This is a genomic window from Bradyrhizobium sp., assembly GCF_049519115.1.
Classification (GTDB): Bacteria; Pseudomonadota; Alphaproteobacteria; order Rhizobiales; family Xanthobacteraceae; genus Bradyrhizobium.
In genome coordinates, this window is sequence record NZ_JBEKRB010000038.1 from 21,369 (window position 1) to 47,315 (window position 25,947).

The following is a 25,947-nucleotide window of genomic DNA, read 5'->3' on the forward strand; positions in this document are numbered from 1 at the left end:
TTCGAGACCACACCATGTCGATGCTCCCCGAAGCCAAACTGGACATTCTGCTGGCGTACCACGCCTCGCTCGAGGCGCAAATATTGGGCCAGCTGAATTCGGAAGACTATGTGCGGATCTCCCGCGAGCTCGCCGAGCTCAATCCGCTGATCGACGCCGTCAAGACCTATCGGGCCGCGCGCAGCGAACTTGCCGACACCGACGGCCTGCTCGCGGACCCCGCGACCGATCCTGACATGCGAAGCATGGCAGAGGCCGAACGCGACGAACTTCAGGCCCGTATTGGCGAACTGGAGCAGAAGATCCGCGTCGCGCTGTTGCCCAAGGACGCCATGGACGACCGCAACGTGGTGCTGGAAATCCGCGCTGGCACCGGCGGCGACGAAGCCTCGTTGTTCGCTGGTGACCTGTTCCGGATGTACGAACGCTTCGCCAATCTGCAGGGTTGGAAGGTCGAGGTGATCTCGGCAAGCGAAGGCACCGTGGGGGGCTACAAGGAAATCATCGCCGAGGTGCAGGGCCGCGGCGCCTTTGCCAAACTGAAATTCGAATCCGGCGTGCACCGTGTGCAGCGTGTGCCGGATACCGAGACGCAAGGCCGCATCCATACTTCAGCGGCAACCGTCGCAGTGCTGCCGGAGGTCGAGGATGTCGACGTTGACATCAAGAACGATGATTTGCGGATCGAAACCATGCGCGCGCAGGGCGCCGGCGGTCAGCACGTCAACAAGACCGAATCCGCGATCCGCATTACCCATATTCCGACCGGCATTGTCGTGATGATGCAGGACAGCCGGTCGCAACATAAGAACCGCGCCTCGGCGATGAATATCCTGCGTTCGCGCATCTACGATGCCGAACGCCAGCGCATCGACGCCGTGCGCTCGGCGGACCGCAAGGAGAAGGTTGGCTCCGGCGACCGCAGCGAACGCATCCGCACCTATAATTTTCCGCAAGGCCGCGTCACCGATCACCGTATCAACCTGACACTCTACAAACTCCCGCAGGTCATCGCGGGCGAAGCGCTTGGCGAATTGACCGACGCACTGACGACCGAGCACCAGGCCGCACAGCTCGCAGCGCAAGGCGCTTCGGCGTGACAGAGCCCGCCGCTTTCGCGGGGCAGACTGTCGAGGCCGCGCGGCGCGCGCTGGCTGAAAGATTCAGGGAACACGGTATCGATTCAGCCGAACTCGACGCGCGCCTGCTGGCTGGCGCCACACTCGGTCTCGACTTCACCGGCTTGATGACGGCGACAACGCGGATCATCACGCAACACGAATCGGTGCGCCTTGAAAACTTCACACAACGGCGTCTTGCCGGAGAGCCGGTCGCCCGCATTCTCGGCGTCAAGGAGTTTTGGGGTCTGATCTTACAACTATCGCCGGCAACGCTGGTGCCAAGACCGGATACTGAAACTGTTGTCGAACTCGCCCTTGAAATCTGCCGCGATGAGCGCAGCGCGCGGCCGCGTGTCCTCGATATCGGCACTGGCTCGGGCGCCATTCTTGTCGCCTTGTTATCCGAACTCCCCGAAGCGACCGGCGTCGGCACCGACATCAGCCCGTCGGCATTACGTACCGCGCGTGACAACGCCGCGCGTTTTGGCCTCGCCCCGCGGGTGGCGTTCATCGTCTGCAACTATGCGGCGGCGTTGTCGGGACCGTTCGACCTGATCATGTCGAACCCGCCCTATATACGCTCGGCCGACATCCCCCGGCTTGACCGGGAGGTGCGCGAATATGACCCGCACGGCGCGTTGGACGGGGGCATCGACGGCCTTGATGCCTACCGGGCGATTATCCCGGAGGCCGCCCGCCTTTTGGCCCCAGGCGGGACGCTGATCGTGGAAGCCGGATCCGGCCAGAGCGGCGCTATTGCCGAGTTGATGTCGGCTTCAGGGTTAACGCCGCAACGGCCGCCGAAGGCCGATCTGGCAGGCATCCCGCGGGCCGTCAGCGGCCGAATACCGCCCCGATAAAGCCCTATTAGGATGCAAAAAAAGCACTTGGAATATTCCCCGGGAGCGACTACGTTCCGGCCAACATCAGTCCAGGGTTACTGGCCCCGTAGGCAGATACGGGTCGAGGCCAGAGTTCTCACAGCGAGAGCCCCCGGGTGAAAGGTTCCAAAACGCAGGTCCCTTTGAGCGCGATGGCTTAGGCAAGCTGCGCTGCTTCCGACCGCAAAGCGAACGAAAGCCTGATATTGCGCTTGAAAAATCACGTTCGAAATCTGTGGCTGTTTTGGCAGGCGGAATGACTTGTGATGCGGCCGGCGACGCGCGCCGGGCTGGTGGGGAACGCGTCTTTGTTGACTGCGACGTACGGTAAATCTGTGTGGAAATAAGCGGCGGTTTAGTCCGGCGCGCGATACGATCGCGCGGCCCGGATCGAACGGTGCGCGACATTGAACGAAGCGAAACGGCGCTCCAGGGCCAGTCGACGGCACCGGCCTGAGGAGTTCGAGGCAAGGCAATTTCAGGGCTGGGATCAAAGGCACGATATGAGAAACGGTCAAAACAACAAGCGGATGCGTAACCGGAACAACAATAATAACAATAATAACAATAACCGGCGTGGTCAGAACCCGATGACACGGGTGTTCGAATCCAACGGACCGGATATCAAAATCCGAGGAACTGCATCTCACGTCGCCGAGAAATATGTCCAGCTCGCACGCGATGCACGATCCTCCGGCGACCCGGTCGCTGCGGAAAATTACTACCAGCACGCCGAGCACTACTTCCGCCTGATTGCTGCGGCCCAGGAGCAATTCCGCCAGAATCAGCCGCAGCCCACCAGGCCCGATGCCGAGATGATTTCGGAGGATGGCGACGAGGACGAGAGCTTCTCGAACTTCGGCCAGGAGCCCGGATTCGTTCCGGTCCAGCAGCAGCCTTATCAGCCCCGCGACAACGGCCCGCGGGACCAGCAGTCATATCAGCCGCGCGAGCAGCATCAGCCCCGCGAAAATAACCGCGAGCAGCGCAGCCAGCCGCCATTTCAGCAGCAGCCGCAACCTTCGATTCCGGATACTGGTGGCGTCGATCGCCTGCCTTCATTCATCACCGGACCGCAGCCGCAGATCAATGGTGACGGCTTCGAAGGCAATGGCGGCGAACGCGAACGATTCCCGCGACGTCGCCGTCGTCCGCATGGGCCGCGCCCGGAAGGCGTGGCCGCAGGCCCTGCTGTGCCCGGCGACGATTTTAACCCGGGAAATGAATAACCGGCGCCGCGCTGTTTCGCGCGGATGGCGATGAAGCTTATCCGTCATCCCGCTGGAATGACGACGGCACCAACACCGGCGGCAACGCCGGTATGAGGCGCGTTCGCTCGCGGTGTGCAGGGATCGCGCGATAAACCTGTTTGGTTGCCTCCACGATGTGGACGCCCGCAAACGGCATCGAGATCGCGGCGCCGACGCGCTCCCACGCCACCGCCGAACGCAAGAACCAGCCGGCCGCGACCGGCGGCACGAACAAGGCCTCACCCCAGCCGATCGGCGTGAACCAGGTTTGCCGCAGCAACTGCGTAATTTGCGAACGCGAATAGGGCCGGCCGTGGCCGAACGGCGTTTTGTCGGTGCGGGTCCACACGCTCCGTCGATTCGGAATAACCGCCATCATGCGGCCCGAAGGCGCCAGCACCCGCCACACCTCGCGCAGCAACCCTTCCGGATCATCCGACATTTCCAGCGCGTGAACCAGCAAGATACGGTCTACGGCCGAATCCGGCAGCGGCAGCGAAAGCTCATCAACCAGGGTCGCCAAGGTCGGTCGCGCCGTCGGCCATTTCAGCACACCCTGGGCCGCCGGCATGAAGGCGATGCAGCGTTCGGAGGAGTCGCGAAACAGGCCTAGATACGGCGTGGGATAACCGATGCCCATTACGCGCTGGCCCTCGGCTTCCGGCCAGCGGGCATGAATGCCGCGATTGATCAACCGCCGCGCCACGATACCGAGGCGCTGCGAGTAGAAATCCCTCAAGTCGATCACATCGATGGTCATGGACCCCAATCTATCACGGCGAGGGGCCGAATTGGGCACGCAAACGCGCATTGCTCATTCGGCGTTAACGCCCTATTTCATGCTCAGGGCAAGCACCTCGCCAGAAAGTAACGGAGATATCATGGCCGCCGAAATCCGCCTGTTCCCCTGCCTGTCCGATAATTTCGGCTATCTGATTCACGATCCCGCGACGAAAGCGACCGCCTCGATCGATGCGCCGGAAGCCGCGCCCATCATCACCGCGCTGGAGCGCGAAGGCTGGCAGCTGACCGACATTCTCATTACCCATCACCACCACGACCATGTCGGGGGCGTCGCCGAACTGAAGCAGAAATATAACTGCCGCGTCGTGGCACCCCACGACAAGTCGACGAAGATCGCCGATGTCGACCTTCGCACCAAGCAGGGCGACGTTCTGAAGATCGGAAGCCTCCTGGCACGAGTGCTGGAGACGCCGGGCCACACGCTCGATCACGTCAGCTATGTCTTCGACAATGAAAAGACGCTGTTCGCCGCCGACACATTGTTCTCGATCGGCTGCGGGCGGGTGTTCGAAGGCACCTATCCGATGATGTGGGACTCGCTGCTCAAGCTGCGCGCGCTGCCTGATGATTTCAAACTCTATTGCGGCCACGAATACACCGCATCCAACATCAAATTTGCGCTCACGATCGAGCCCGACAATGCGGCGCTGAAAGCCCGCGCCGAGGAAGTAAAGCGCCTGCGGGAAGCGAACAAGCCGACGGTCCCGACGCTGCTCGGCGAAGAGAAAAAGGCGAATGTATTTTTGCGCGCGGACGAACCTTCCGTTGCCGCGAGCGTGCGGATGAAGGACCGCAGCGCTGCGGAGGTTTTCGGCGAATTGCGCGAACGCAAGAACAAATCCTGATGCAAGAACGACCCTGATGGCCACGCGGCCTTCCGCCTCCAATATCATCGCGCGGCTTGATCTGAAGCCGCACCCGGAAGGCGGTCATTATCGCGAAACATTCCGCGACCCGGCCGTCGACACGAGCGGACGTTCGCGTTCCACCGCGATCTATTTTCTGCTGGCGCGCGGCGAGCGCTCGCACTGGCACCGGATCGACGCAGTCGAGGTCTGGCATTATTATGCCGGCGATGCGCTGACGTTGCGGATTGCCGACGATGACGGCGCACGCAGCATCACCCTCGGGCCGGACATCGCGGCCGGCGAAGTCCCGCAGGCGATCGTGCCGGCGCACGCCTGGCAGGCGGCAGAAAGCGTCGGCGACTGGACGCTGGTCGGCTGCACGGTCGCACCCGGATTCGATTTCGCAACGTTCGAACTGGCGCCAAAGGATTGGAAGCTGAAATAGAACATCTCAGCGCTTGAGAAACATGTCCTTCGCCGCGATCAATCCTCCGCCTGCAATCAAAACAGCGGCGATGGCAATATTGGCGCTGGCCTTGGCGAATCCGGCCAGGATCAGAAATCCGGTCGAGAGCAGCGGCGTCGCATATGACGCGGCGCCCAACACTCGGATGTCGCCGCGCTTCATGCCGATATCCCAGGCGTAGAACGCAGCCCCCACCGGTCCCAGGCCGAGCGCTGCGATCGCAAGCCACTGCGCTGATGTCTCGGGCCATATCGTCTTCTCCAGCAGCGCATGCATGAGCGCAGCAAGCAACGCGGTCGCAAGGCAAAACCCCGCGACCGCATCGGTCGGCACCGCCTTGAGCCGCCGTGACATCACCGAATAGCTCGCCCAGACGAAGGCTGCGACAAACGCCGCAAAGAGACCGGGAAGCTGGCCGGGTGCAAAGCCCGACAGGCCACCGCCGACGAGCAGCAACACAGTGCCGGCCAACCCCGCCAGCGCGCCGATGACGTGATGCGCGGCTAGCCGTTCGCTGGGCAGGAAAGACGAGAACAGGACGATCAATAGCGGCCACAGGTAGTTCAAAAGTCCGGCTTCCGCCGGCGGCGCAAAGCGCAGCGCCAGAAAATAGAGCGCGTGATAGCCGAACAATCCGCCGACACCGACAGCCCATACCTTTGGCGGCTGTCTCAGCGCAGAGAGCGCCTCGGGCCGTCCGATAAAGGTGGATAGCCCGACCATCCCGCCGATCGCAAACGTGATCGCAGCCAGTTGAAAGGCCGGAATCTTTCCCGTCGCCACCGTCAACACGGCCAACAGCGACCACATCAGGATCGCGGTCAATCCGATCAAGGTGGCGGTGCGGGAGGTCATCTGCTGCAAGCGGTCGAGGTTCTTGCGTCATGGCCGGGTTTATCCCGGCCATCCACGTCTTCCTCGTTGTAAAGACGTAGATGCCCGGCACAAGGCCGGGCATGACGAATGGCCCGCATCAACCGCTAAGAAACGGCGGTTGCGCTACACCATATATTGCCCGCCGTTGATCGTCAGCGTCGAGCCGGTGATGGCGCCGGCATCGTCAGCGGCGAGAAACACCACAGCGCGGGCAATCTCTTCGGGCTCGCCCAGCCGGTTGATCGGAATCTGCGGCAAGATGCTTTTTTCCAGGACTTCCTTCGGCACCGCCTGCACCATCTCGGTGTTGATATAGCCGGGGCAGATCACATTCACGGTGATGCCACCCTTCGCATTCTCCAGCGCGAGCGCCTTGGTGAATCCGATGTCGCCGGCCTTCGCCGCCGAATAATTGACCTGCCCGAACTGGCCCTTCTGGCCGTTGATCGAGGAAATGTTGACGATGCGGCCGAACTTTCGGGCCCGCATGCCTTCGATGACCTGGCGCGTCACGTTGAACAGCGAACCGAGATTGGTGTTGATCACGGCATTCCACTGCTCGAGCGTCATCTTATGAAAGGCGCCATCGCGGGTGATGCCGGCATTGTTGACGAGCACCTCGATCGGACCGAGATCGGATTCGACCTGCTTGACGCCCGCGGTGCACGCGTCGAACGAGCTGACATCCCATTTGTAGACGGGAATGCCGTTCTCGGCCTTAAATTTTTCCGCCGCCGCATCGTTGCCGGCATAGCTGGCGGCAACCTTGTATCCGGCAGCCTTCAAAGCCTTGCTGATCGCAGCGCCAATGCCTCGCGTTCCCCCCGTCACCAATGCCACACGTGCCATGTTGGAACCTCCCTTTGGAAACACTTTTTATGTAGCGTGGAATTATGGGGACCGCTTGACGAACATCAAGAACAAAACGCCCGGCTTGCGCCGGGCGTTTCATTTAGTTCAGTGCTGAGCACTTGCGAAGTAAAAGATATCGGCAGCGGCTGAACCTTTTTTAGACGCGTGCAACGCACACGTTTGGTTGATTCCACCGCGCGGCCTAGTCGCGCGCGATACACATCGCAATGCCCATGCCGCCGCCGATACACAGCGTGGCGAGGCCTTTCTTGGCGTCGCGTTTCTGCATTTCATGCAGCAATGTCACCAGCACCCGCGCGCCGGATGCGCCGACGGGATGGCCGATCGCGATTGCGCCGCCGTTGACGTTGACCTTGCCGGTATCCCAGCCGAGGTCCTTGTTGACCGCGCAGGCTTGCGCCGCAAAAGCTTCATTGGCCTCGATCAGGTCGAGATCGCCGATGCTCCAGCCGGCCTTCTTGAGTGCGGCGCGCGAGGCGGGAATCGGGCCCGTGCCCATGATCTTCGGATCGACGCCGGCCTGCCCCCAGGACACGATGCGCGCCAGCACTTTCTTGCCTTCCTTGGCCGCCTGCTTGGCGGTCATCAGCACCACGGCGGCGGCGCCGTCGTTGATGCCCGAGGCGCTGCCGGCCGTGACCGTGCCGTCTTTTTCGAAGGCCGGACGCAGCTTGGCCATCGCATCGATCGTGGCGCCATGCCGCGGATACTCGTCGTCGGAGACGACGACGTCGCCCTTGCGCGACTTGATCGTGACCGGAACGATCTCGTCCTTGAACTTGCCGGCCTTCTGCGCGACCTCGGCCTTGTTCTGCGAATGAACCGCGAATTCGTCCTGCTGGGCGCGGGTGATCTGATATTGCCGCGCGACGTTCTCGGCCGTGTTGCCCATGTGGTAGCCGTTGAAGGCATCCCACAAACCGTCCTTGATCATGGTGTCGACGAGTTCGACCCCACCCATCTTGACGCCAGCGCGCAGATATTGCGCGTGCGGCGCCATGCTCATGGATTCCTGACCGCCGGCGACGACGATTTCGGAATCGCCGTTGAGCAGCGCCTGATAGCCGAGCGCCACGGTGCGCAAGCCGCTTCCACAAAGCTGGTTGACGCCCCAGGCCGGACTTTCGACCGGGATACCCGCCGCGATCGAAGCCTGGCGGGCCGGGTTCTGGCCCTGAGCCGCGGTGAGGATCTGGCCCATAATGACTTCCGAAACACGTCCCGGCTCGATTCCACCCCGCTCCAGCGCGGCCTTGATGGCGATGGCGCCGAGATCGTGGGCCGGCAAGGTGGCGAACGCACCGTTGAAGCTTCCGACCGGGGTGCGGGCGGCGCTGACGATGACGACATCGTCTGACATGGACATCTCCTGAGTTTGAGTTGTTGGGCTTTTGAGCCTCGACGGCGGGCGGCCGGATGGCGGGCCTGTCTCGCCGTTAATTTGTTAACCTCGCGAGAGCATGTCAATTGGCTGAAGGGTGGAATCTCGCGGCGCTGCATTCAAATTGACTGACTTGGCGCTTTGCTGAGCCGCTTCCGTGCTTTGGAATTAACCGTGCCGCACAAAACGGTAGCCGAACCGCATTGAAAATGCTTACCTTTGCTGCAATGCGTTGACTTTAGCCCTCGGCGGTCCCGTAGGGTTCCCTTCCCCGGTCTTTCTGTGTGAGCCCCCATGGCGAAATCAGACCAACCCACCACGATCAAGAAATACGCGAATAGACGGCTCTATAATACCGGCACCAGCACCTATGTAACCCTTGAGGACCTTGCGGCGATGGTCAAGGACGGCGAGGACTTCCTCGTCTACGACGCCAAGACCGGTGACGACATCACCCGTTCGGTGCTGGCACAGATCATCTTCGAGCAGGAAAACAAGGCCGGGCAAAATCTGTTGCCGACCACGTTCCTGCGGCAGCTGATCCGTTTTTACGGCGACAGCATGCAGATGGTGGTGCCGAAATATCTCGAGCAGTCGATCGATACGCTGACGCGCGAGCAGGAAAAGTTCCGCAGGCAGCTCACCGATACGTTCAGCGGGACGCCCTTTGCGCCGCTGGAAGAACATGTCCGCCGCAACATGGAATTGTTCCAGCAGACGTTCTCGATGTTCAAACCGTTCGTGCCGCAGCGCGGCTCGGCGCTCGGCGAAGCCGTCAAGGCGCCGGAGCCTGCGCCGGACGAGAATATGGACGACCTGCGCCGTCAGATGAAAGAGATGCAGGACCGCCTCGATCGGCTGTCGAAGGAACCGAAGACAGAAGAGTAAGGCTTTCACCCGCATCTTCCCGAGCATCGTTATCTTGTCGTCATGGCCGGGCAAAAGCGCGAAGCACGTCTTCGCGCTAGATGTCCCGGCCATCCACGTCTTGAGGGCCGTCATTGCGAGGACCGAAAGCGACGAAGCAATCCAGATACCTCAACAATAGACTGGATTGCTTCGCTAACGCTCGCAATGACGTCCCCTTCAAACATAACCTTGCCTTCTCGCGCCGCGTTTCGCGTCCGAGTTTTGCTTAGAACGTTCGCCCCTCTGAAATCAGAGGGCGCAGGGAATGCCGGGCGCCAATGCACCCGCAAGCCTCGCGTGCAGAATAAAAACGCACACGAGTTAGTCACCACAGGTTCACCGGCTCACACCGGCATTCCCCGCGCAATGGTTTTACGGCTTACTCCGCGCTCCCTGGTGAACCGGGCTTTGTTGCCACCATCCCCGCGCAATGCGAAGCATTGTCGCGAGTTGACGCCAGCGTCGGGGCGTCAGGACCACACGGCTTCGCCGTCCGCTCCTCTCCGCGCACGCCATGCGAGGGGACCAGCGTCCACCGCTCCCTGCCCCGCGTTCGTGGCGATCGCGAGCCGCCCCTCTTGGTGGGACAGGATGGCGCAAGTGCGTAAAGGTGATTTGCCCGTCGGCGCAAGGCGAATTTGTCGGCGTGAGAGTCGTTCTAGTCTGGATGGGCGAGAGTTTACCCCGCCGCGGGCAGCGCCGTCCCAGCTGGCCGCTGCCAGGGCCGCTCCGAAGAGGCGAGCCCGACCAGCCGTCCCTGGATGTAATCGCAGCCCCAGTCGCGCAGCATCAATGCTGCTTCTTCGTCCTGCACCCATTCGGCGACCGTCTTGATTTGCAGCCGCCGCGCCAGGTCGATCAGGGTCTGCACGAAGGCGCGGTCGTCGGCGGAGCGCGCGATGTTCTGCACGAAGGCGCCATCGATCTTCACGATGTCGACGCCCAGCTTGCGCAGGTTGCGGAACGAGGTGTAGCCGGCGCCGAAATCGTCGATCGCGATCCGGCTGCCGAAATTCTTCAAGCGCGTGACGAAGCCGCGGACGTCGTCGACGTCCTGGATAGCGACGGTCTCGGTGATCTCGACGATCAGCCGCTCGCCGACACCGGGATGCGCCCGCATCAGGGATTCGATCGACGTCCACCAATCCGGATCCATCGTGGTGTCCGGCGAGATATTGAGGCTGAGCTGAACGGCCGGCGAGGCTGCAAGTTCCGCGACCACGAGTTCGAGCACGCGGTGATCGACGAGACGGATCAGCCCGAGCTTTTCCGCGACCGGCACGATGTCGGGCGCCAGCAAAATCTGTCCACCATGCTGCTCCATCCGGATCAGGCACTCGTAAAAGGCCGCGTCGCGCGCGCGAGCATCGATCACCGGTTCGAAGGCCATGGCGATGCGGCGGTCGTTGAGCGCGGTGACGATCTCGTCGGTGACGCGAATATTCACCCGGCGCTGGGCGTCGCGCTCGACGTTCGGCCGCCACAGCGAGAACGATCCCGCACGGCGGCTCTTTGAGGCGTCGAGGGTTTCCTGGGCGCGGTTGATCGCTTCATCGGCACTGCGCGCATAGCGCGGCACGCTGACGGCGCCGATCGACGCTGTCACCGAGACGGGTCCCGACTTGGTCGGCACCACCTCGTCGCGGATGGCGGCCAGGAACCGTTCGGCCGCGATGTTCATGTCGTCGACGGTGCAGTTCTTCAGGACCAGTCCGAACTTGTTGCCGGAGAAACGCCCGAGCACATCGCCGCCGCGGAGCCGCGCGCGGATGCGGGTGGCCACTTCCGAAATCACCGCGTCCGCGACATCGAAACCGAACGCGTCGTTGATCCGCGCCAGATGATCGATGCCGATCAGCATAAACGCGCATTGGGTGCGGAAGCGAACGGCTTCCTCGATAATCTCGGCGAGCGACGCCACCAGATGCGTGCGATTAAGCTCGCCGGTCAGCGGGTCGTGGCGGGACAGTTTGACAAGCTGCTCGTCGCGGGCATGGCGTTCGTTATTGACCCGGACAATGCCCTGGACGCGAACCGGTCTGCCGTCGCTGCCTGCAAACCAGCAGCCGGTCTCCTCGATCCACTGCACGGCTGCGGACGTATTGGCCCGCACCCCGTATTCGATCCGGTAAGGCGCGCCATCGGCACTGTGGGCGGCCGGCGAAACCCCCAGCACGTCGGATCGGACGGAACGCTGCGGCTCGATCAGGTTTGAAAACTCCGTACCGCTGGCGAGCCGCTCGAGCGGAATGTCTGGGAAAACCGCGGCAACATGCTCGCTCCAGACCAGGCTGTCGGTGGCGATGTCCCAGACGAAAGCAGCCTGGCCGAGCGAGGCGAGGATGGCTGAGGCAGGGGGAAGAATTTCGTTCAAGATCGCCTCGTTTCAGGACAGGCTACCGGACCATTATTGACCATCTTCGGAAACCCGGCTCCCGCCCCGCATCAGTGCGGGGCAGGCTTTTTCCGGATCAGGCGCCGGCTGATTGATTCCTACGCCAGTTGCGCGCCAAGCTTATGTAAGGTTCATAAATATTCTGGAAACCACGTCAGCTTTTCGGTCGGGAACAAAACAGGCCGGATCGGCATGACCCTTGCGAGGGCGACTGTAGCAGAGGACGAAATGTCCCAAAATGTAACAGTTCAGCAGCGAAGCTGTCACCCCGATGCCCACCGATCGAACAGAACCTGACCCCAACGGGCGCGCCGCTCCGGACGCCAAGCCGGCCTGTACGGCACTCGTTCCGCTCGCGTTCACGGAACGGCGGGCGCGCAGGCGCTGGTATCGTTGGGCGCCGGACCCGATCTTTGTTACGCATTTGATTGCGGAGGCCCAGCACGTCCCGCAAGCGAGCCGCCTGCGGCGCGCGAGCCTGGCGGACGCCGCGGCCGCTTACGGGCCGCATCCGACGCCGGCAGAGGGCGTTGGAAGCCGGATGCGCCAAGTCGTCTAAAGCTCCCCCTTACTTCTCCCCGCAAGCCGGCAGAAAGAGTTCAGTGTCACTGCGGCTGCAATCGAGCCTCACTTCATCAAGCTAGTGCGTGGCTTCCGGCGGATGCGCTGCGCCACTTCCGGGTTTTGATTCCGAAGGAGACGCTTCGGATGCAGCCGCAACCGGCGCCGTCTCCGGATGGACCGTCTCGGGCTCGGTGAATTTCGGCTCGGACGGCGCGGGACTTGAAGGCGAAGGGCTTGAAGGCGAATGACTTGCGAGCTCGGGCTCGTTGGCCGGCGGCAAAACCTCCGCATGGAAGTCCGATGGTTCCTGCCTTATTTCAGCGGGAAGTTCTTCGGCCGGAGCGCGCCGCCCTCCTCGGCCGGAGGACACTGTCGCCGGCACACCTCGCTGCACGCGCAACGCTACGCCGGACAGGAAATCCACCAGCGCCAACAGAACCAGCAGGAAATAAGTCGAGCTGGCAAAGCGCGGCCACAGCAGGAATTCGGCGATCGCAGCGCCAAAGACGAGCAACGACAACAGGTGATCGGTGAGATATTTCGCGCCGGGCCGCGCACCCTTCATCACCTCGAGCAGCAACATCAAGATGCCGAGCGCGAGCAGCCCATCGCTCAGCGTCACCGGCCATGGCGCGCCCGACATCAGCGGCACGGTCACCAGCGGCTCGGCGAAGGAAAGGCCGGGCATCAGGAACACGATGATGTTGTAGATCGCGAGCGGAATCAGAAGCAGCGGGAAACCGACCATCGACATCGGCAAGGCCTTCTCAAGTGTGACGGTTCAGAAGTTCCGCATCATCACTGCCACACGTTCGTCATGCGGACTATAGAGCCCAAGCCACACTAGATAATAGGTTTGCTAGTGTCCCGATTCTGAACCCGGAGCATCACAGGAGGCGAAGCGATCAACGCCTCGCCGCACGCAGTCGTCTCGCATTACCCATCTCAGCCGACGGGGTAGGGATCAGGAGTCTTTCTTCGCCTTGAGAATCTGCCGGCCCTTGTACATGCCGGTCTTCAGGTCGAGGTGATGCGGACGGCGCAGTTCACCGGAATCCTTGTCTTCGGCATAGGTCGGCTTCTTCAAGGCATCCGCCGAGCGGCGCATGCCACGCCGCGATGGCGATGTTTTTCTTCTGGGAACGGCCATATCGGTGTCCTCTAGGGGTATTGTCGGTGGGCATCGTCCCGAAACGGGCGGCTAAAGCGCCTCGGCGCAAGCTCAAAATGCCGATGAGGCCGCGCTTATAGAGGATGGCGCGCCTCAACGCTAGCTTCAAAATAGGTAAAAACGGCCCTAGAAAGCTCGATTTTCGGCCCAGCAGCGCTGCAATTCCTGGGCTTGGGCCCGGGCTACATAAATCCCGGCCAAACGACGTACGCCGGGAACCGGGTTGCGGGCGCTGCGCAGATGCGGATTGGGCAGGGTCGCCGCCAACAGCGCCGCCTCCCTCGGCGTCAGCATCGAGGCGCCATGGCCGAAGGCATAGAGGCTGGCCGTCTGCGCGCCAAACTGGCCGCCGGGCCCGAGTTCGGCGATGTTGAGATAGATTTCCAGGATCCGGGCTTTGGGCAGGACGAAGTCGATCCATAACGCCAGCGGCAGTTCCAGCGCCTTGCGGACCACGCTGCGGCCCGGCCACAGGAACAGGTTCTTGGCCACCTGCTGGGTGATGGTCGAGCCGCCACGGGAAACCTCGCCGTCCTCGGCGTCGTCGATCACCTCGCGCAGGGCGCCCCAGTCGACGCCGCGATGGCTGCAGAATTTGGCATCTTCGGAAGCGACCACCGAACGCGGCAAGGCAGGAGCCATCATGGCGAGGTCGACCCACTGCCGCAACACCGGGGCGCCCTTCAGGTAGCGCCAGGCCATCAGCGCCGAAGTTGGGTGACCGGTCCGATAGAACGGCGCCAGAAGGTAGGGCAGCAAAACCGCGGCCAGCATAATCGCCAGCAGGATCAGAAGCAGATTTCGAGCAATGCGCAAAATATGGTTTCTGGCGTAATCGGACCACTAGACCGATATCTGCCTGACAATCCCTGATTTTTTCAACTGTTTTGAGGCATACCCCGGCGGCAGGGCGCAATTGACGCGGGCGGCGTCATCAACGATTGTCCGGCAAATTCGACCAGGAGCCTTCCTTAATGACGACCGCCACGCCACCCCAGAACTTTGTGAACCAGGACTTCGCGAAGCGACTGGACCAGATCGCGGAGGATACCGAGGCGCTGCTCGCGAAGCTTCTCGCCGACACGCTTCTGCCCGACGAAATCGCACGGCCGAAGCGGCTGATGGACGCGATGCGCTATTCGAGCCTCGGCGGGGGAAAACGCTTGCGGCCGTTTCTGGTGGTGGAGAGTTCGGCGATCTTCGGCGTGCCCCGCGACGCCGCACTGCTGGCCGGCGCTGCGCTCGAATGCATTCACTGCTATTCGCTGATCCATGACGACCTGCCGGCGATGGACAACAGCGACCTGCGGCGCGGCCGGCCGACGCTGCACAAGAAGACCGACGATGCGACCGCGATCCTGGCCGGGGACGGCTTGCTGACGCTCGCTTTCGACATCGTTAGCCGCGACGAAATCCACAAAGACCCGACCGTGCGCCTGCTGCTCACCCGCGCGCTGGCGCGCGGCTCCGGCATCGGCGGCATGGTCGGCGGCCAGATGCTGGATCTCGCCGGTGAAGGCCGCTTCGGCGACCGCGAACCGGTCGACGTCGCCCGCCTGCAACAGATGAAGACCGGCGCGCTGTTACGTTTCGGCTGCATCGCCGGCGCCATCCTCGGTCAGTCCTCAGCGAAGGAATATCAGGCGCTCGATGATTACGGCCGCGCGCTCGGCGAGGCGTTCCAGATTGCCGACGACCTGCTCGACGTCGAGGGCGACGCCGCCGCACTCGGCAAGCAGACCGGACAGGATGCAGCCCTCGGCAAGACCACGTTCGTCACCCAGCTCGGCATCGACGGCGCCAAGCAGCGCGTTCGTGATTTGCTGGCGCGCGCGGATCAGGCGCTGTCGATCTTCGGCAACCGGGGCGACGTTTTGCGCGCGGCGGCGCACTTCGTCGCTGAGCGGAAAAACTAGATCATGATCCGGAAAAGTCGGCACCGGCTCTCCCTCGCGACAAACGCGGAACGCGTTCGCACGGAAATCATGCTCAAAATAACAAAGATCACGTGATGGCCGGCGAGGAGTTCGACGAGCATCTTCTTCGTTTCAGGAAGATGCCGCGGGCCGTCCGTCTCGTTTACGCCCGGCCGCGGACGTTCTTCGGCGTCGCGCTCGGCATCGTCGCGTTCTTTCTGCTGCCCTCCTCGCTCAGGCTCGTCACGCGGTTGTTGATCGGCTGGGATAGCTTCGTCGCGGTCTATATCGTGCTCGTCTACATCATGATGGCGCGCAGTACGCTGGCAACGATCCGCCGCATGGCCGCGCTGCAGGATGACGGCCGTTATCTAATTCCGCTTTTGACCGCCCTGGGCGCCTTCGCAAGCCTGGCAGCGATCGTGTTCGAGCTGGGCCAGGCCAACCACAGGCCGGCCGAGCTGATGTTTGCGACGGCAACCGTCGCGCTGTCATGGGCGGCGGTGCATACCGGATTCGCGCTGCACTACGCGCATGAATATTACCGCGGCAGCAAACCGGGCGGGCTTCAGTTCCCAAGCGGCGACAAGGACGAGCACGCCGACTATTGGGACTTCGTCTATTTCTCGTTCGTGATCGGCATGACCGCGCAGGTGTCCGACGTCGGTATCACCGACAAGTCGATCCGCCGCACCGTGACCGCGCACGGAATCATCTCGTTCGTGTTCAACACCGCCCTGCTCGCGCTGATGGTCAATATCGCCGCGAGCGCGCTGTAGGCCGCTGGCTCCTGAGATACGCTCGCGTTGACGCCAGCTATCTTCCGGGCAAACTAGGCTAACGAGGACCGAAACGATCGTGGAAGCCAATTTTCAGCTCTTTCTGATCCTGATTGCGGTGTTGGCAGGAACCGCGCTGCTGGCACGGCGCATCGACGTCGCCCCGGCAATCCTGTTGCTGCTCGCCGGCATCGCGCTCGCATTCGTACCGGGAATGCCGTCGCCGGAACTGCCGCCGGAATTAGTCCTGCTATTAGTGCTGCCGCCGCTGATCTATTCGGCGGCCGTCGCCATGAGCTGGCGCGAGTTCAGATTCAATCTGCGCCCGATCATCCTGCTGTCGGTCGGCTGCGTGATCTTCACCGCCTTTGCGGTCGCCGCCGCGACCCATTATCTGATCGGTCTGCCCTGGAACGTTGGATTTCTGCTCGGGGCCATCGTCGCGCCGCCGGATGTCGTGGCGCCACTGGCAATCGCCCGCAGGCTCGCCATCCCACGCCGTATCATGGTGGTGCTCGAAGGCGAGGGACTGGCCAACGATGCGACTGCTCTGATTCTGTACCGTTTTGCCGTCGTCGCCATATCGACCGGCGCGTTCTCGCTGCCAAAAGCCACCGGCGAGTTCTCCGCCATCGTCGTCGGCGAGACCATTTTCGGGATCGCCGTGGGATGGCTCTCCTTGCGCGTTCGGCACTGGGCGCGCGATCCGCAGGTCGAAATCACTTTGTCGCTGATCACGCCTTACGTCGCCTATTGGCCGCCGGAGCATTTCGGCGGCTCCGGCGTCATCGCTACCGTGGCCTGCGGCCTCTACATGAGCTGGAACGGACCGTTGCTGATCTCCGCGGCAACGCGCTTACAGGGCATCTTCTTCTGGGGACTCGTGATCTATCTGATCGAGGGGCTGCTGTTTCTGCTGACCGGTTTCCAGATGCGGCTGCTGTATGAGCACTCCAAGGCGTTTCCGCTCAACGAGATCCTGACCCTGACCGCTCTCGTCACCGTTATGATCGTGATCGCGCGTTTCATCTGGACGTTTCCCGCAATCTATGTGCCGAGAATGATCAAGCGCGTGCGCCTGCGCGATCCTTCGCCGCCATGGCAATGGGCATTCGTGATTTCGTTCACGGGTGTCCGCGGCGCGGTTTCGCTGGCCGCAGCGCTCGCTATACCGCTGGCGCTGTCGGACGGCAGCCCATTTCCAGACCGCGACCTGATCCTGTTTGTCGCCTTCGGCGTCATTTTCATCACGCTGATCGGGTTCGGGCTTGGCTTGCCGGCGGTCGTGCGCTGGCTTGGCGTTGCCCAAGCCGGCCGCAACGAGCGTTTTGCCGAACTCGAATCTGAAATCACGGCGCGACGCGAGGCGCTGGACGCCGCGCTCAAATCGCTCGACAGGATCACCAGACACCGCGAAATATCCGATGAGGTCATCCAGCTTTTGCGCGCCCGGCACGAAACCCGTGCCAATCAGCTGCCGAATTCGCTCGATCCGGAGGCGCGGTTACTGTCCGCCACCGGAACCGATCTGACACGAGAGTTGATTGCAGCCGAGCGGAAATTCATCCACATCCTGCTGCGCGACGGCAAGATCACCGACGAAACCCGGCGGCACATCGAACGCGATCTCGACCTCGAGGAAGCAAGCCTCGCGAATCGCGAGTTCCGCGACGATCAGCCGTAACGCTACCTGCGGAGGACGACGCCGATGATTCCACCCGCGAAACAAGGCGTCACCTTGCCGATGCCGGCAGATCTCGCCGTCGAAACCGAGCGTCTCATATTGCGACGATGGCGCGATACCGACGTGACACCGAATACGGAGATGCTCGCCGATCCAGACAGCGCGCGGTTCATTACCTCCGACGGAAAGCCCGTCGTCGATGAATTTGTCGGCTGGCGCAATGCGGCGATCATGGCCGGTCATTGGGCACTGCACGGCTTCGGTCTGTTCGTGGTCGAGGAAAAGCGGACCGGCCGATACGTCGGTCGCGTTGGGCCGTGGTTTCCGGCGGGCTGGCCCGGTTTTGAAGTCGGCTGGGGTATCGCCAAGAACTTTCGCGGCAAGGGCTACGCTGGCGAAGCCGCGACCGCGTCGATCGACTGGGCCTTCGCGACATTCGAGGTCGACAAGATCGTCCACATTATCCGCAAGGAAAACGTCGCCTCACAAAAGGTGGCGCGGCGCCTCGGCGCCATCATCGAACGCGAGGTTGAGCTGTTCGGCGATGTCTCGGATTTATGGGTGACGCAGCGCGACGCTTGGACGGCAGGACCCAAGCCGTAAGCCCAGGATTTACTGCCGTCCCAGATGGGTCGCCTTGTCGATACGGTCAAAGCTTTCCAGCGACAGAATCGCGTCCGCCAACTGATCGGCACGGCCGTTGAGCACCGGGCGGGCCAGCGTCAGAAATTTCTGCGCCATCGCCTGTGCGTCCGGGAACGAGTTGGGCTCGCCGGAGGGATCGTCATGGATCCGCTCGTGCACGCCGTCATCGGTGGTGATGCTGACACGGGCGCCAAAGGGATGCGTGCGGCCGATTTCCAGGCGGTCGTCCTGCACGACGTCGAATTTGTCGGCGAGCGCATCGACCGCGGCATCGCCAAGCTTATTGTAGTCGTCCCAGCCGAAGCCGCCCTGATCGAGCGCCACCGCGCCGGTGAAGAACATCGAAAACTGTCCGCCGACCACCGAGGTCGGATGCCGCTTGGTGGCGGCATCGCCGGTCAGCGTAATGCCGTTGCGGTGCAGCCCGATCTCGACCCGCTTGATCTGGTCCGGCGTCAGATTGTGCTCGCGGCGCATCGCGATCAGCGCATCGAGCGCGGCATGGGTGTAGCGGCAGCTTGGATAGGGTTTCACGCCGATCTTCATGGTCTCGTAGACTTGGCCTAGACCGGCGACGGCTTTTTCCGGATGCGGATTATCGCTGTAACCGACGAGCAGGCCGTGCTTGCCCTCGACCGATTGGGTCGCGCCAACAAAATCGTTGCGCGCCAGCGTCGCCGCGATCACGCCGTTCATCGCAGACGCGCCGACCTGATAGCGCTTGTTCCAGGCGCCATTGACCAAAAATTGCAGCGAACCCGCCGCCTGGCTGCCGGCAACGCCGAAAGCAGCGATGATCTGCTCCTTCGTTAGCCCAAACAATTTCGCCGCGGCGGCCGCCGCCCCATAGGTCCCGGCGGTCGCCGTGGGATGGAAGCCGCGGGCATAATGCGAGGTCGGATCGAGCGCATTGCCAAGCCGGCAGCAGACTTCATACCCGGCGACGATCGCGGTCAGCACCTCGCGGCCCGAAGCATGCACGAGTTCGCCGATCGCGAACGCGGCCGGCACCACCGGTGCGCTTGGATGCAGCGAGGAATCCGCATGCGTATCGTCGAAATCGAGCGAATGGCCGAGCGCGCCGTTGAGCAGAGCAGCGACGGCCGGCGTCCAGGTCCTGTTGTCGCCAAAGACGGTCGCGTTACCCTGCCCATCTAGCGCCAGCGCCTCCAGCGTCTTGAACAGCGAGGGCGTGGACTCCGCATCGCGCCGCGCCCGGATGGCGCTGCCGAGAAAATCGAGGGTGAGGGCCTTGGCGCGCGCGCGTACCTCTTCGGGGATGTCTTCGAAGCGGAGGCCGGCGACATAGGCGGCAAGCGTTGCGGTTTCCTCTGCCATTCTTGTTTCCCCGGCTTCTTTTGGCGTGATGTTCTGCGGGTCAAGCCCGCAAGCTTTCCGTAGCCTAAGGCCCCGGTGTCGCTTCTTCAATGCCGCCATCGCATAGCCGCGCAGCGCGCAGCCGCTATTGAGCCGACTAGAGCTCCGATTCTGAAGTTCGCATGGTATCGGGGCAACCTCTGAGGCGAACTTCGGAATCTAAGGAGCTCTAGCAACTTATTGATTTCAAGTGCGGCTTTGAATTTGAAGTTCCTATAATGAACTCGCCGCAGCACTGATAGGACTTCAAATTCGCCGCACTTAGGTCTGTAAAATCTGTCCGAGCATGGATTTTGCAATCAGCCGGTGAAACGGCAAAATGGCGATGAGATAGGCGCGTCCGAGCCAGTTATGGGTGAGAACCAGCGTGGTAGCGGTCACTTGCTGGTCCTGTCCGCCGTCGACCGGCGCCACGTCGACCACGATGCGGAAATCCAGATGGTGGTCGTCAAAGCCGGCGACCAACTGCCCCGGCGTCTCGCTCAAAACCGGAAATATTCCGACCATGCCGGCGGCCTTCGCTTCGTGCGCGGCAGAGGTCTTCAACCCAAATGGCGCAACGATCCGGTGACGCAGTTCGAGCAGCATTTCGACCCAGCGCGGACTGCGCGAAAATATCCGCTCGGCCGCGCTGCGGGCGTCCAATCCCGCCTCAGGAACGGTAACCCGGAAGGCGTCGGCAAACTGCGCACCAGAAAGGACGCTCTCTTTGTCAACATCGGGTGTGACTTCGCGGATCATCATTGCAACGCGAAATCTGCGCGTCTCGTGACCGGAACGCAAGGCGCGAATCCGCACATCGGCGTTAACTCCCGCGCGCCGGCACGCGGGTAATTTTGGCACCGAGCGCGTTGAGACGCTGGTCGATCCGCTCATAGCCGCGCTCGATCTGATCGGCGTTGTTGATGGTGGAGACTCCTTCCGCGCAGGCCGCCGCGAGCAGCATAGCCATCCCGGCGCGAATATCGGGCGAACTCATCAGCGCGCCTTTCAATTGGCTCGGACCTGCAACGATCGCGCGGTGGGGGTCGCACAGCACGATGCGGCCACCCATGGCGATCAGCTTGTCGACAAAGAACATCCGGGATTCGAACATCTTCTCGAACATCAGGACGACGCCGGCACATTGGGTCGCCGTTACAATGGCGATCGACATCAGATCAGCGGGGAAAGCCGGCCACGGCTGATCTTCCAGCTTCGGCACGTGGCCACCGAAATCGTCCCTGATCTTCAGCGTCTGACGATCGGACACCACAAGGTCATCGCCTTCGACCTCGCAGGAAATCCCGAGCCGTTCAAATCCCATCCGGATCGAGCGCAGATGTGTGAGGCCGGCGCGCGCGATGCGAAGCTGCGAGCGCGTCACGGCGGCAAGGCCAATCAGCGAGCCGACCTCGATGTGATCCGGGCCGATCGCGTAGTTGACCGAGCCGAGCGTCGCCGGCCCATGCACGGCCATGGTGTTGGTGCCGATGCCGTCGATACGGGCGCCGAGCGCAACCAGGAAATGCGCCAGATCCTGCACATGCGGCTCGGACGCCGCGTTGCGCAGATAGGTGGTGCCATGGGCCGCCACCGCGGCCATCAGCGCGTTCTCGGTCGCGGTCACGCTCGGCTCGTCCAGGAATACATCCGCGCCCTTGAGACGCGCAGCACGCAGTTCGAGCCGGGCGGATGCCGTAACACTGGCGCCAAGCTGCTCGAAGGCGAGGAAGTGCGTATCGAGCCGGCGCCGCCCGATCACGTCGCCGCCGGGCGGCGGCAACACCACCTCGCCGCAGCGTGCCAACAGCGGTCCCGCAAGCAGGATCGAGGCTCGAATCCGCGCGCACAATTCCGGATCTAGATCGGCGGCGCGAATCTTTTTGGCGTGAATGGCGAGCGTATTGGGCTTCTGCCAATCCGCCGTGGCACCGACCGAGCGGATCAGTTCCACCAGGGTTTCGGTGTCGCGGATGCGCGGTACATTGTCGAGCGTGACCGGATGCTCGGTCAGAAGGGCTGCGGCAATGATCGGCAGCGCGGCGTTCTTGTTGCCGGACGGCTCGATCGTGCCGCTCAGCCGGTGGCCACCCTCGATGATGTACTGGATCGGCACGCGCGGGTCGTTTTGTTTCCGAACTTCGCGATCCATAACGACTCCTGACATCCCTGTCGGCAAATTATCGCAAGCCACCGAGCCGACGGCAAATGAGGCTGCAATCGATCAGACAATCCGTGACGCGCCCGGAATACGAAGTACCCGTCCCGCCACGATATAGCAGAGCGCGCAGGCCGCCGAGCCGGTGAAAAGGAATTTGACCAGCGCTGGCGCCGCCACATCGCGCCAGGCCAACGCGACGCCGACCAGGATCGGCGGATGAACGATGTAGATGAGATAAGCGCGTTTCGCCAGGATTGGCCAGACGCCGCTCGGGCGGCTGAACCGCCGCTGAAAGTAGCATAGCAGTCCGATGATGACGCCCCAGGCCACCAGCGGCTCCCAAAACGCGTAAGTCAGCGCCTGGAAATTCCAGCCTCCCTCGGCCTTGCCGGAAAGCCAGGAAATCTTGCCGCCTAACACTGCGACCAGCGGAAAAATCGGGAAAGCCAGCCACGCCACACGAACCCATATTTTCCTGGTGTGTTCCGGAATCTGTTCGAGCCACTTCCGCTCAGCGCCGACGCAACCGGCGACGAACAACACAATGTAGGAGGCGAAATAGCCGAGTTGCAGGAAGGCGACATTCACGCCGACCGGCCACACCAGCCGCAGCAGGAAGGCCGCGATGCCTGTGACGAGAGCAGCGGCCAGCAGGACCGTATCGGACGAAAACCGGACGCTGTCCGGCAGGGCAAAATTTCGCGACACCGGCCGCAACAACAGCCAGACAGCCGTGAAAATCAGCAACGCTTCCGTAAACCACAACGGGCCCGGCTCGAATTTGCCGTGGCTCCAGAGAAATTCGAAGACCCTGAGGAAGGGGCGGCCAGAAGCGGTTTGGGCGAGCGCTACCGTGATCGGGTGCAGAACAAGCAGATAGACCAGGATCGGAACTCCAAGCCGCAGCAACCGTTCGCCGACAAAACCCGTCAAGCCGTGACGTCGGAACGCAGGTGGCGTGTAATAGCCCGCCAGAAGGAAGAACAAGCCCATGAACCAAGCCTGGTTCGCCGTGCAGAACAGGATCAGCAACAGGCTGCTTGCCGACTGGGAAGGTGCGATCTCCCGATAGTACCAGCCTCCGATGGCGCCGTAGGTCAGGGCCGTGTGGTGAAAAATCACGAGCAAGGTGACGGCGGCGCGAAGCGCGTCGATTCCGCCGTTGCGTTCGCCTTCGCCAACCGCGCTTGGCATCGAAGCGGCGTCGATCCCGCCGGCCTTTGCCACGCGATCGGCGCCGCCATCGAGAAGGTCGACCGATGGTTCTCTGGCGGAGAATTCAGTCATGACCGGTCCACGAATTTGTCGCCGGAGCGGTCGTGTGGTTTCCGGCGCAACGAGCTACGGGCTTTTAAGTGCAATCACGTCAAGTGCAGTCGCGGGTCGGTCTGCCGGACCGGGGGCAAATGTCAGAATCGGAAGACCCGGTCACACATCCACATTCGCGCTGAGCGAATTATCCTGGATGAATTCACGGCGCGGCTCGACCACATCGCCCATCAGCTTGGTGAAGATGTCGTCGGCCTCGTCGACCTCCTTGACCTTCACTTGCAGCAGTGAACGCTCGTTGGTGTCGAGCGTGGTCTCCCAGAGCTGGTCCGGGTTCATCTCACCGAGACCTTTGTAGCGCTGAAGCGTAACTCCCTTGCGGCCGGCGTCGGTCACCGCCTCGAACAGGCTCACCGGACCATGAATGGCGGTCTCGGCATCCTTGCGGCGCAGCAGGCCCGGCTTCGGATAAGCCTCCTGCAGCCTTGCGGCATACTCGTCGAGCTTGCGTGCATCGGCGGAGCCGAGCAACGCATCATCGATGACGGCGACATCCTTGACGCCACGCACCGTGCGCTCGAAGACAAAACCTTGCCCTTCGACGAAGCGGCCGACCCAGCCACGCTCGACTTCGTCGGCCAGGGCATCGAGCCTTCGCGCGATATAATCGGCAGCGGCATTGGCGGTTGACACATCGCTGGTGACCTTGGGGCTGAGCACGCCGGCGATCGCCGCCTGCTCGATCACCTTGCGGTTATAGCGGCTGTGCAGATTGCGCAGCACGCTGCGAATGATCCGGGCGTCTTCCACCAGCGCTTGCAAATCGCGGCCTGAACGATCCTCCCCGGAAGCGAGCTTGAAGACGCAATCCTCCAGGCCCGTGTTGATCAGATAGTTCTCCAGCGCGGTATCGTCCTTCAGGTATTGCTCGGATTTGCCGCGGTTCACCTTGTAGAGCGGCGGCTGGGCGATATAGAGGTAACCCCCGTCGATCAGCGTCGGCATCTGCCGGAAGAAGAAGGTCAACAGCAGCGTGCGGATATGCGCGCCGTCGACGTCGGCGTCGGTCATCAGAATGATCTTGTGATAGCGCAACTTTGAGAGGTCGAAGTCGTCACGGCCGATGCCGGTACCGAGCGCGGTGATCAGCGTGCCGATCTGCTCGGAGCTCAGCATCTTGTCGAAGCGCGCGCGTTCGACATTGAGGATTTTGCCGCGCAGCGGCAGCACCGCCTGGAATTCGCGGTTGCGGCCCTGCTTGGCGCTGCCGCCGGCGCGGCGAGCTTGCCGGGCAGCGATGCCACGTCGAGCGCGCCCTTGCGCCGGGTCAGTTCGCGCGCCTTGCGGGCGGCTTCGCGCGCGGCTGCGGCCTCCACCACCTTGCCGACGATGATCTTGGCTTCGGAGGGATGCTCCTCGAACCAGGCCGCCAAGGCTTCATTGATGACGTTCTCGACCACGGGGCGCACTTCCGAGGACACCAGCTTGTCCTTGGTCTGCGAGGAGAACTTCGGATCAGGCACCTTCACCGAGAGCACCGCCGTCAAGCCTTCGCGGCAATCATCGCCCGTCAGCGCGATTTTTTCGCGCTTGGCCATCGCATCGGCATAGCCGTTGACCTGACGCGTCAGCGCGCCGCGGAAGCCGGCCAGATGGGTGCCGCCGTCGCGCTGCGGAATGTTGTTGGTGAAGCACAGCACATTCTCATGGTAGCTGTCGTTCCACCACAGCGCGGCCTCGACGCCGATCCCGTTCATCTCGGCGTTGACCATGATCGGCGCGGGCACCATCGCCTTCTTGTTGCGGTCGAGATATTTGACGAATTCCTCGACACCGCCCTCATAGTGCATCTCCTCGCGCTTCTCGACCGCATGGCGCATGTCGGACAGCACGATGTTGACGCCGGAATTGAGGAAGGCGAGCTCGCGCAGGCGGTGCTCGAGCGTTGCGAAATCGTATTCGACGTTGGTGAAGGTTTCCTTGGAAGCAAGGAATGTCACCTCGGTACCGCGCTTGCCGTTGGCGTCACCGACCACCGAGAGCGGGGCGAGTGCATCGCCATGGGCGAATTCGATGAAATGTTCCTTGCCGTCACGCCACACCCGCAATTGCAGTTTGCTCGACAGCGCGTTGACGACGGAAACGCCGACGCCATGCAGGCCCCCGGAGACCTTGTAGGAATTCTGGTCGAATTTTCCGCCGGCATGCAGTTGCGTCATGATGACTTCGGCGGCGGAAATCCCCTCGCCCTTGTGGATGTCCACGGGAATGCCGCGGCCATCGTCGCGCACGGTGACCGAGCCGTCCGCATTGAGGACGACCTCCACCGCGGTCGCGTGACCCGCAAGCGCTTCGTCGATGGCGTTGTCGACGACCTCGTACACCATGTGGTGCAGGCCGCTGCCATCGTCGGTGTCGCCGATATACATGCCCGGCCGTTTGCGAACGGCATCGAGACCCTTCAGCACCCGGATCGATTCCGCGCCGTATTCGACAGGAATAGGACGGTCGTTGTCACCGATCGGTTGCCGGGCAGGTTCTGTCATGTGAGGCCTTTGGAGTATCCGCGAATCAGGCGCGCAATACAGGCGCTGA

At 62.4% G+C, this 25,947-nt stretch carries 23 protein-coding genes and 1 pseudogene; 11 read left to right on the forward strand and 13 right to left on the reverse strand.

The genetic code is table 11. From position 1 onward, the window contains the following. The first annotated feature begins 14 nt into the window (after positions 1-14). From prfA to ABSE61_RS25010, 3 genes are all read left to right on the forward strand, one after another. The gene (gene prfA / locus ABSE61_RS25000) at positions 15-1,100 is read left to right on the forward strand and encodes a peptide chain release factor 1 (RefSeq protein WP_423873815.1); all 1,086 of its coding nucleotides are present in this window, start codon (positions 15-17) and stop codon (positions 1,098-1,100) included. Beyond that, complete coding sequence (gene prmC / locus ABSE61_RS25005; RefSeq protein WP_423873816.1) at positions 1,097-1,981, forward strand: peptide chain release factor N(5)-glutamine methyltransferase; 885 nt, start codon at positions 1,097-1,099, stop codon at positions 1,979-1,981. Before prfA ends, prmC begins: the two co-directional genes overlap by 4 nt. Before the next feature lie 524 nt (positions 1,982-2,505). Beyond that, complete coding sequence (locus tag ABSE61_RS25010; protein WP_423873817.1) at positions 2,506-3,231, forward strand: DUF4167 domain-containing protein; 726 nt, start codon at positions 2,506-2,508, stop codon at positions 3,229-3,231. Positions 3,232-3,268: 37 nt separating this feature from the next. Here the strand turns inward: ABSE61_RS25010 and ABSE61_RS25015 are convergent, their stop codons facing one another. Continuing rightward, positions 3,269-4,012 carry a methyltransferase domain-containing protein gene (locus ABSE61_RS25015; RefSeq protein ID WP_423873818.1) on the reverse strand — a complete coding sequence of 248 codons (744 nt, stop codon included), beginning with the start codon at positions 4,010-4,012 and terminating at the stop codon, positions 3,269-3,271. Between the two features lie 121 nt (positions 4,013-4,133). On the opposite strand from ABSE61_RS25015, the gene gloB reads away from it, so the two are divergent. Together gloB and ABSE61_RS25025 are read left to right on the forward strand one after the other, a co-directional pair. Beyond that, complete coding sequence (gene gloB / locus ABSE61_RS25020) at positions 4,134-4,901, forward strand: hydroxyacylglutathione hydrolase (protein WP_423873819.1); 768 nt, start codon at positions 4,134-4,136, stop codon at positions 4,899-4,901. A gap of 16 nt (positions 4,902-4,917) precedes the next feature. Beyond that, the gene (locus ABSE61_RS25025) at positions 4,918-5,349 is read left to right on the forward strand and encodes a cupin domain-containing protein (protein ID WP_423873820.1); all 432 of its coding nucleotides are present in this window, start codon (positions 4,918-4,920) and stop codon (positions 5,347-5,349) included. Positions 5,350-5,355: 6 nt separating this feature from the next. On the opposite strand, the gene yddG is transcribed toward ABSE61_RS25025, so the two are convergent. The 3 genes from yddG to ABSE61_RS25040 all read right to left on the reverse strand — a co-directional run bounded on the left by yddG (position 5,356) and on the right by ABSE61_RS25040 (position 8,479). Continuing rightward, complete coding sequence (gene yddG, locus ABSE61_RS25030) at positions 5,356-6,225, reverse strand: aromatic amino acid exporter YddG (RefSeq protein ID WP_423873821.1); 870 nt, start codon at positions 6,223-6,225, stop codon at positions 5,356-5,358. 144 nt (positions 6,226-6,369) lie between these two features. Then, complete coding sequence (gene phbB / locus ABSE61_RS25035) at positions 6,370-7,095, reverse strand: acetoacetyl-CoA reductase (protein ID WP_423873822.1); 726 nt, start codon at positions 7,093-7,095, stop codon at positions 6,370-6,372. A 205-nt stretch (positions 7,096-7,300) separates the two neighbouring features. Continuing rightward, entirely contained in the window at positions 7,301-8,479 is a 1,179-nt protein-coding gene (locus tag ABSE61_RS25040) for an acetyl-CoA C-acetyltransferase (RefSeq protein WP_423873823.1), read from the reverse strand. A 315-nt stretch (positions 8,480-8,794) separates the two neighbouring features. Here ABSE61_RS25040 and phaR point away from each other — a divergent pair, with 315 nt between their 5' ends. Then, positions 8,795-9,388 carry a polyhydroxyalkanoate synthesis repressor PhaR gene (gene phaR / locus ABSE61_RS25045; RefSeq protein ID WP_423873824.1) on the forward strand — a complete coding sequence of 198 codons (594 nt, stop codon included), beginning with the start codon at positions 8,795-8,797 and terminating at the stop codon, positions 9,386-9,388. Positions 9,389-10,088: 700 nt separating this feature from the next. On the opposite strand, the gene ABSE61_RS25050 is transcribed toward phaR, so the two are convergent. After that, positions 10,089-11,783, reverse strand: a complete 1,695-nt coding sequence (locus ABSE61_RS25050) for an EAL domain-containing protein (RefSeq protein WP_423873825.1) — start codon at positions 11,781-11,783, stop codon at positions 10,089-10,091. Between the two features lie 292 nt (positions 11,784-12,075). Between ABSE61_RS25050 and ABSE61_RS25055 the strand changes: the two genes are divergently transcribed. Further along, positions 12,076-12,363 (forward strand): hypothetical protein, encoded by a 288-nt coding sequence (locus ABSE61_RS25055; protein ID WP_423873826.1) that lies wholly within the window; start codon positions 12,076-12,078, stop codon positions 12,361-12,363. Between the two features lie 81 nt (positions 12,364-12,444). Here the strand turns inward: ABSE61_RS25055 and ABSE61_RS25060 are convergent, their stop codons facing one another. The 3 genes from ABSE61_RS25060 to ABSE61_RS25070 all read right to left on the reverse strand — a co-directional run bounded on the left by ABSE61_RS25060 (position 12,445) and on the right by ABSE61_RS25070 (position 14,313). Continuing rightward, positions 12,445-13,122: a hypothetical protein gene (locus ABSE61_RS25060; RefSeq protein WP_423873827.1), complete on the reverse strand. Its 678-nt coding sequence runs from the start codon at positions 13,120-13,122 to the stop codon at positions 12,445-12,447. Between the two features lie 210 nt (positions 13,123-13,332). Next, complete coding sequence (gene rpmF, locus ABSE61_RS25065; RefSeq protein WP_423873829.1) at positions 13,333-13,518, reverse strand: 50S ribosomal protein L32; 186 nt, start codon at positions 13,516-13,518, stop codon at positions 13,333-13,335. Between the two features lie 147 nt (positions 13,519-13,665). Then, positions 13,666-14,313 (reverse strand): transglycosylase domain-containing protein, encoded by a 648-nt coding sequence (locus ABSE61_RS25070; protein WP_423873889.1) that lies wholly within the window; start codon positions 14,311-14,313, stop codon positions 13,666-13,668. A 200-nt stretch (positions 14,314-14,513) separates the two neighbouring features. Here ABSE61_RS25070 and ABSE61_RS25075 point away from each other — a divergent pair, with 200 nt between their 5' ends. The 4 genes from ABSE61_RS25075 (at position 14,514) to ABSE61_RS25090 (ending at position 18,521) form a co-directional block, all read left to right on the forward strand. Next, the gene (locus tag ABSE61_RS25075) at positions 14,514-15,455 is read left to right on the forward strand and encodes a polyprenyl synthetase family protein (RefSeq protein WP_423873830.1); all 942 of its coding nucleotides are present in this window, start codon (positions 14,514-14,516) and stop codon (positions 15,453-15,455) included. Between the two features lie 95 nt (positions 15,456-15,550). Next, positions 15,551-16,234: a DUF1345 domain-containing protein gene (locus ABSE61_RS25080; RefSeq protein ID WP_423873831.1), complete on the forward strand. Its 684-nt coding sequence runs from the start codon at positions 15,551-15,553 to the stop codon at positions 16,232-16,234. A gap of 79 nt (positions 16,235-16,313) precedes the next feature. After that, positions 16,314-17,918, forward strand: a complete 1,605-nt coding sequence (locus ABSE61_RS25085) for a Na+/H+ antiporter (protein WP_423873832.1) — start codon at positions 16,314-16,316, stop codon at positions 17,916-17,918. A gap of 24 nt (positions 17,919-17,942) precedes the next feature. Continuing rightward, positions 17,943-18,521, forward strand: coding sequence for a GNAT family N-acetyltransferase (locus ABSE61_RS25090; RefSeq protein ID WP_423873833.1), 579 nt, complete (start codon positions 17,943-17,945; stop codon positions 18,519-18,521). 9 nt (positions 18,522-18,530) lie between these two features. Here ABSE61_RS25090 and ABSE61_RS25095 read toward each other — a convergent pair whose 3' ends face one another. The 5 genes and pseudogenes from ABSE61_RS25095 to gyrB form a co-directional block, all read right to left on the reverse strand. Beyond that, a complete protein-coding gene (locus ABSE61_RS25095; protein ID WP_423873834.1) occupies positions 18,531-19,901 on the reverse strand; it encodes an MmgE/PrpD family protein in 1,371 nt (456 codons plus the stop codon). Positions 19,902-20,201: 300 nt separating this feature from the next. Next, complete coding sequence (locus tag ABSE61_RS25100) at positions 20,202-20,684, reverse strand: DUF2867 domain-containing protein (protein WP_423873835.1); 483 nt, start codon at positions 20,682-20,684, stop codon at positions 20,202-20,204. Positions 20,685-20,745: 61 nt separating this feature from the next. Continuing rightward, positions 20,746-22,074, reverse strand: coding sequence for a UDP-N-acetylglucosamine 1-carboxyvinyltransferase (murA, locus tag ABSE61_RS25105; protein ID WP_423873836.1), 1,329 nt, complete (start codon positions 22,072-22,074; stop codon positions 20,746-20,748). Between the two features lie 72 nt (positions 22,075-22,146). Continuing rightward, entirely contained in the window at positions 22,147-23,370 is a 1,224-nt protein-coding gene (locus ABSE61_RS25110; protein WP_423873837.1) for an acyltransferase family protein, read from the reverse strand. A gap of 141 nt (positions 23,371-23,511) precedes the next feature. Continuing rightward, positions 23,512-25,898 (reverse strand): annotated as a pseudogene (gyrB, locus tag ABSE61_RS25115) (DNA topoisomerase (ATP-hydrolyzing) subunit B). Between the last annotated feature and the right edge of the window lie 49 nt (positions 25,899-25,947).

Coding starts and splice junctions, on each gene's coding strand:
- ABSE61_RS25110 (WP_423873837.1), bottom strand. CDS start 23,370: ATGACTGAATTCTCCGCCAGAGAACCATCGGTCGACCTTCTCGATGGC.
- ABSE61_RS25100 (WP_423873835.1), bottom strand. CDS start 20,684: ATGATGATCCGCGAAGTCACACCCGATGTTGACAAAGAGAGCGTCCTT.
- rpmF (WP_423873829.1), bottom strand. CDS start 13,518: ATGGCCGTTCCCAGAAGAAAAACATCGCCATCGCGGCGTGGCATGCGC.
- gloB (WP_423873819.1), top strand. CDS start 4,134: ATGGCCGCCGAAATCCGCCTGTTCCCCTGCCTGTCCGATAATTTCGGC.
- phbB (WP_423873822.1), bottom strand. CDS start 7,095: ATGGCACGTGTGGCATTGGTGACGGGGGGAACGCGAGGCATTGGCGCT.
- murA (WP_423873836.1), bottom strand. CDS start 22,074: ATGGATCGCGAAGTTCGGAAACAAAACGACCCGCGCGTGCCGATCCAG.
- yddG (WP_423873821.1), bottom strand. CDS start 6,225: ATGACCTCCCGCACCGCCACCTTGATCGGATTGACCGCGATCCTGATG.
- ABSE61_RS25015 (WP_423873818.1), bottom strand. CDS start 4,012: ATGACCATCGATGTGATCGACTTGAGGGATTTCTACTCGCAGCGCCTC.
- ABSE61_RS25070 (WP_423873889.1), bottom strand. CDS start 14,313: ATGCTGGCCGCGGTTTTGCTGCCCTACCTTCTGGCGCCGTTCTATCGG.
- ABSE61_RS25055 (WP_423873826.1), top strand. CDS start 12,076: ATGCCCACCGATCGAACAGAACCTGACCCCAACGGGCGCGCCGCTCCG.
- ABSE61_RS25025 (WP_423873820.1), top strand. CDS start 4,918: ATGGCCACGCGGCCTTCCGCCTCCAATATCATCGCGCGGCTTGATCTG.
- ABSE61_RS25040 (WP_423873823.1), bottom strand. CDS start 8,479: ATGTCAGACGATGTCGTCATCGTCAGCGCCGCCCGCACCCCGGTCGGA.
- ABSE61_RS25010 (WP_423873817.1), top strand. CDS start 2,506: ATGAGAAACGGTCAAAACAACAAGCGGATGCGTAACCGGAACAACAAT.
- ABSE61_RS25090 (WP_423873833.1), top strand. CDS start 17,943: ATGATTCCACCCGCGAAACAAGGCGTCACCTTGCCGATGCCGGCAGAT.
- ABSE61_RS25095 (WP_423873834.1), bottom strand. CDS start 19,901: ATGGCAGAGGAAACCGCAACGCTTGCCGCCTATGTCGCCGGCCTCCGC.
- prfA (WP_423873815.1), top strand. CDS start 15: ATGTCGATGCTCCCCGAAGCCAAACTGGACATTCTGCTGGCGTACCAC.
- ABSE61_RS25080 (WP_423873831.1), top strand. CDS start 15,551: ATGGCCGGCGAGGAGTTCGACGAGCATCTTCTTCGTTTCAGGAAGATG.
- ABSE61_RS25060 (WP_423873827.1), bottom strand. CDS start 13,122: ATGTCGATGGTCGGTTTCCCGCTGCTTCTGATTCCGCTCGCGATCTAC.
- ABSE61_RS25075 (WP_423873830.1), top strand. CDS start 14,514: ATGACGACCGCCACGCCACCCCAGAACTTTGTGAACCAGGACTTCGCG.
- phaR (WP_423873824.1), top strand. CDS start 8,795: ATGGCGAAATCAGACCAACCCACCACGATCAAGAAATACGCGAATAGA.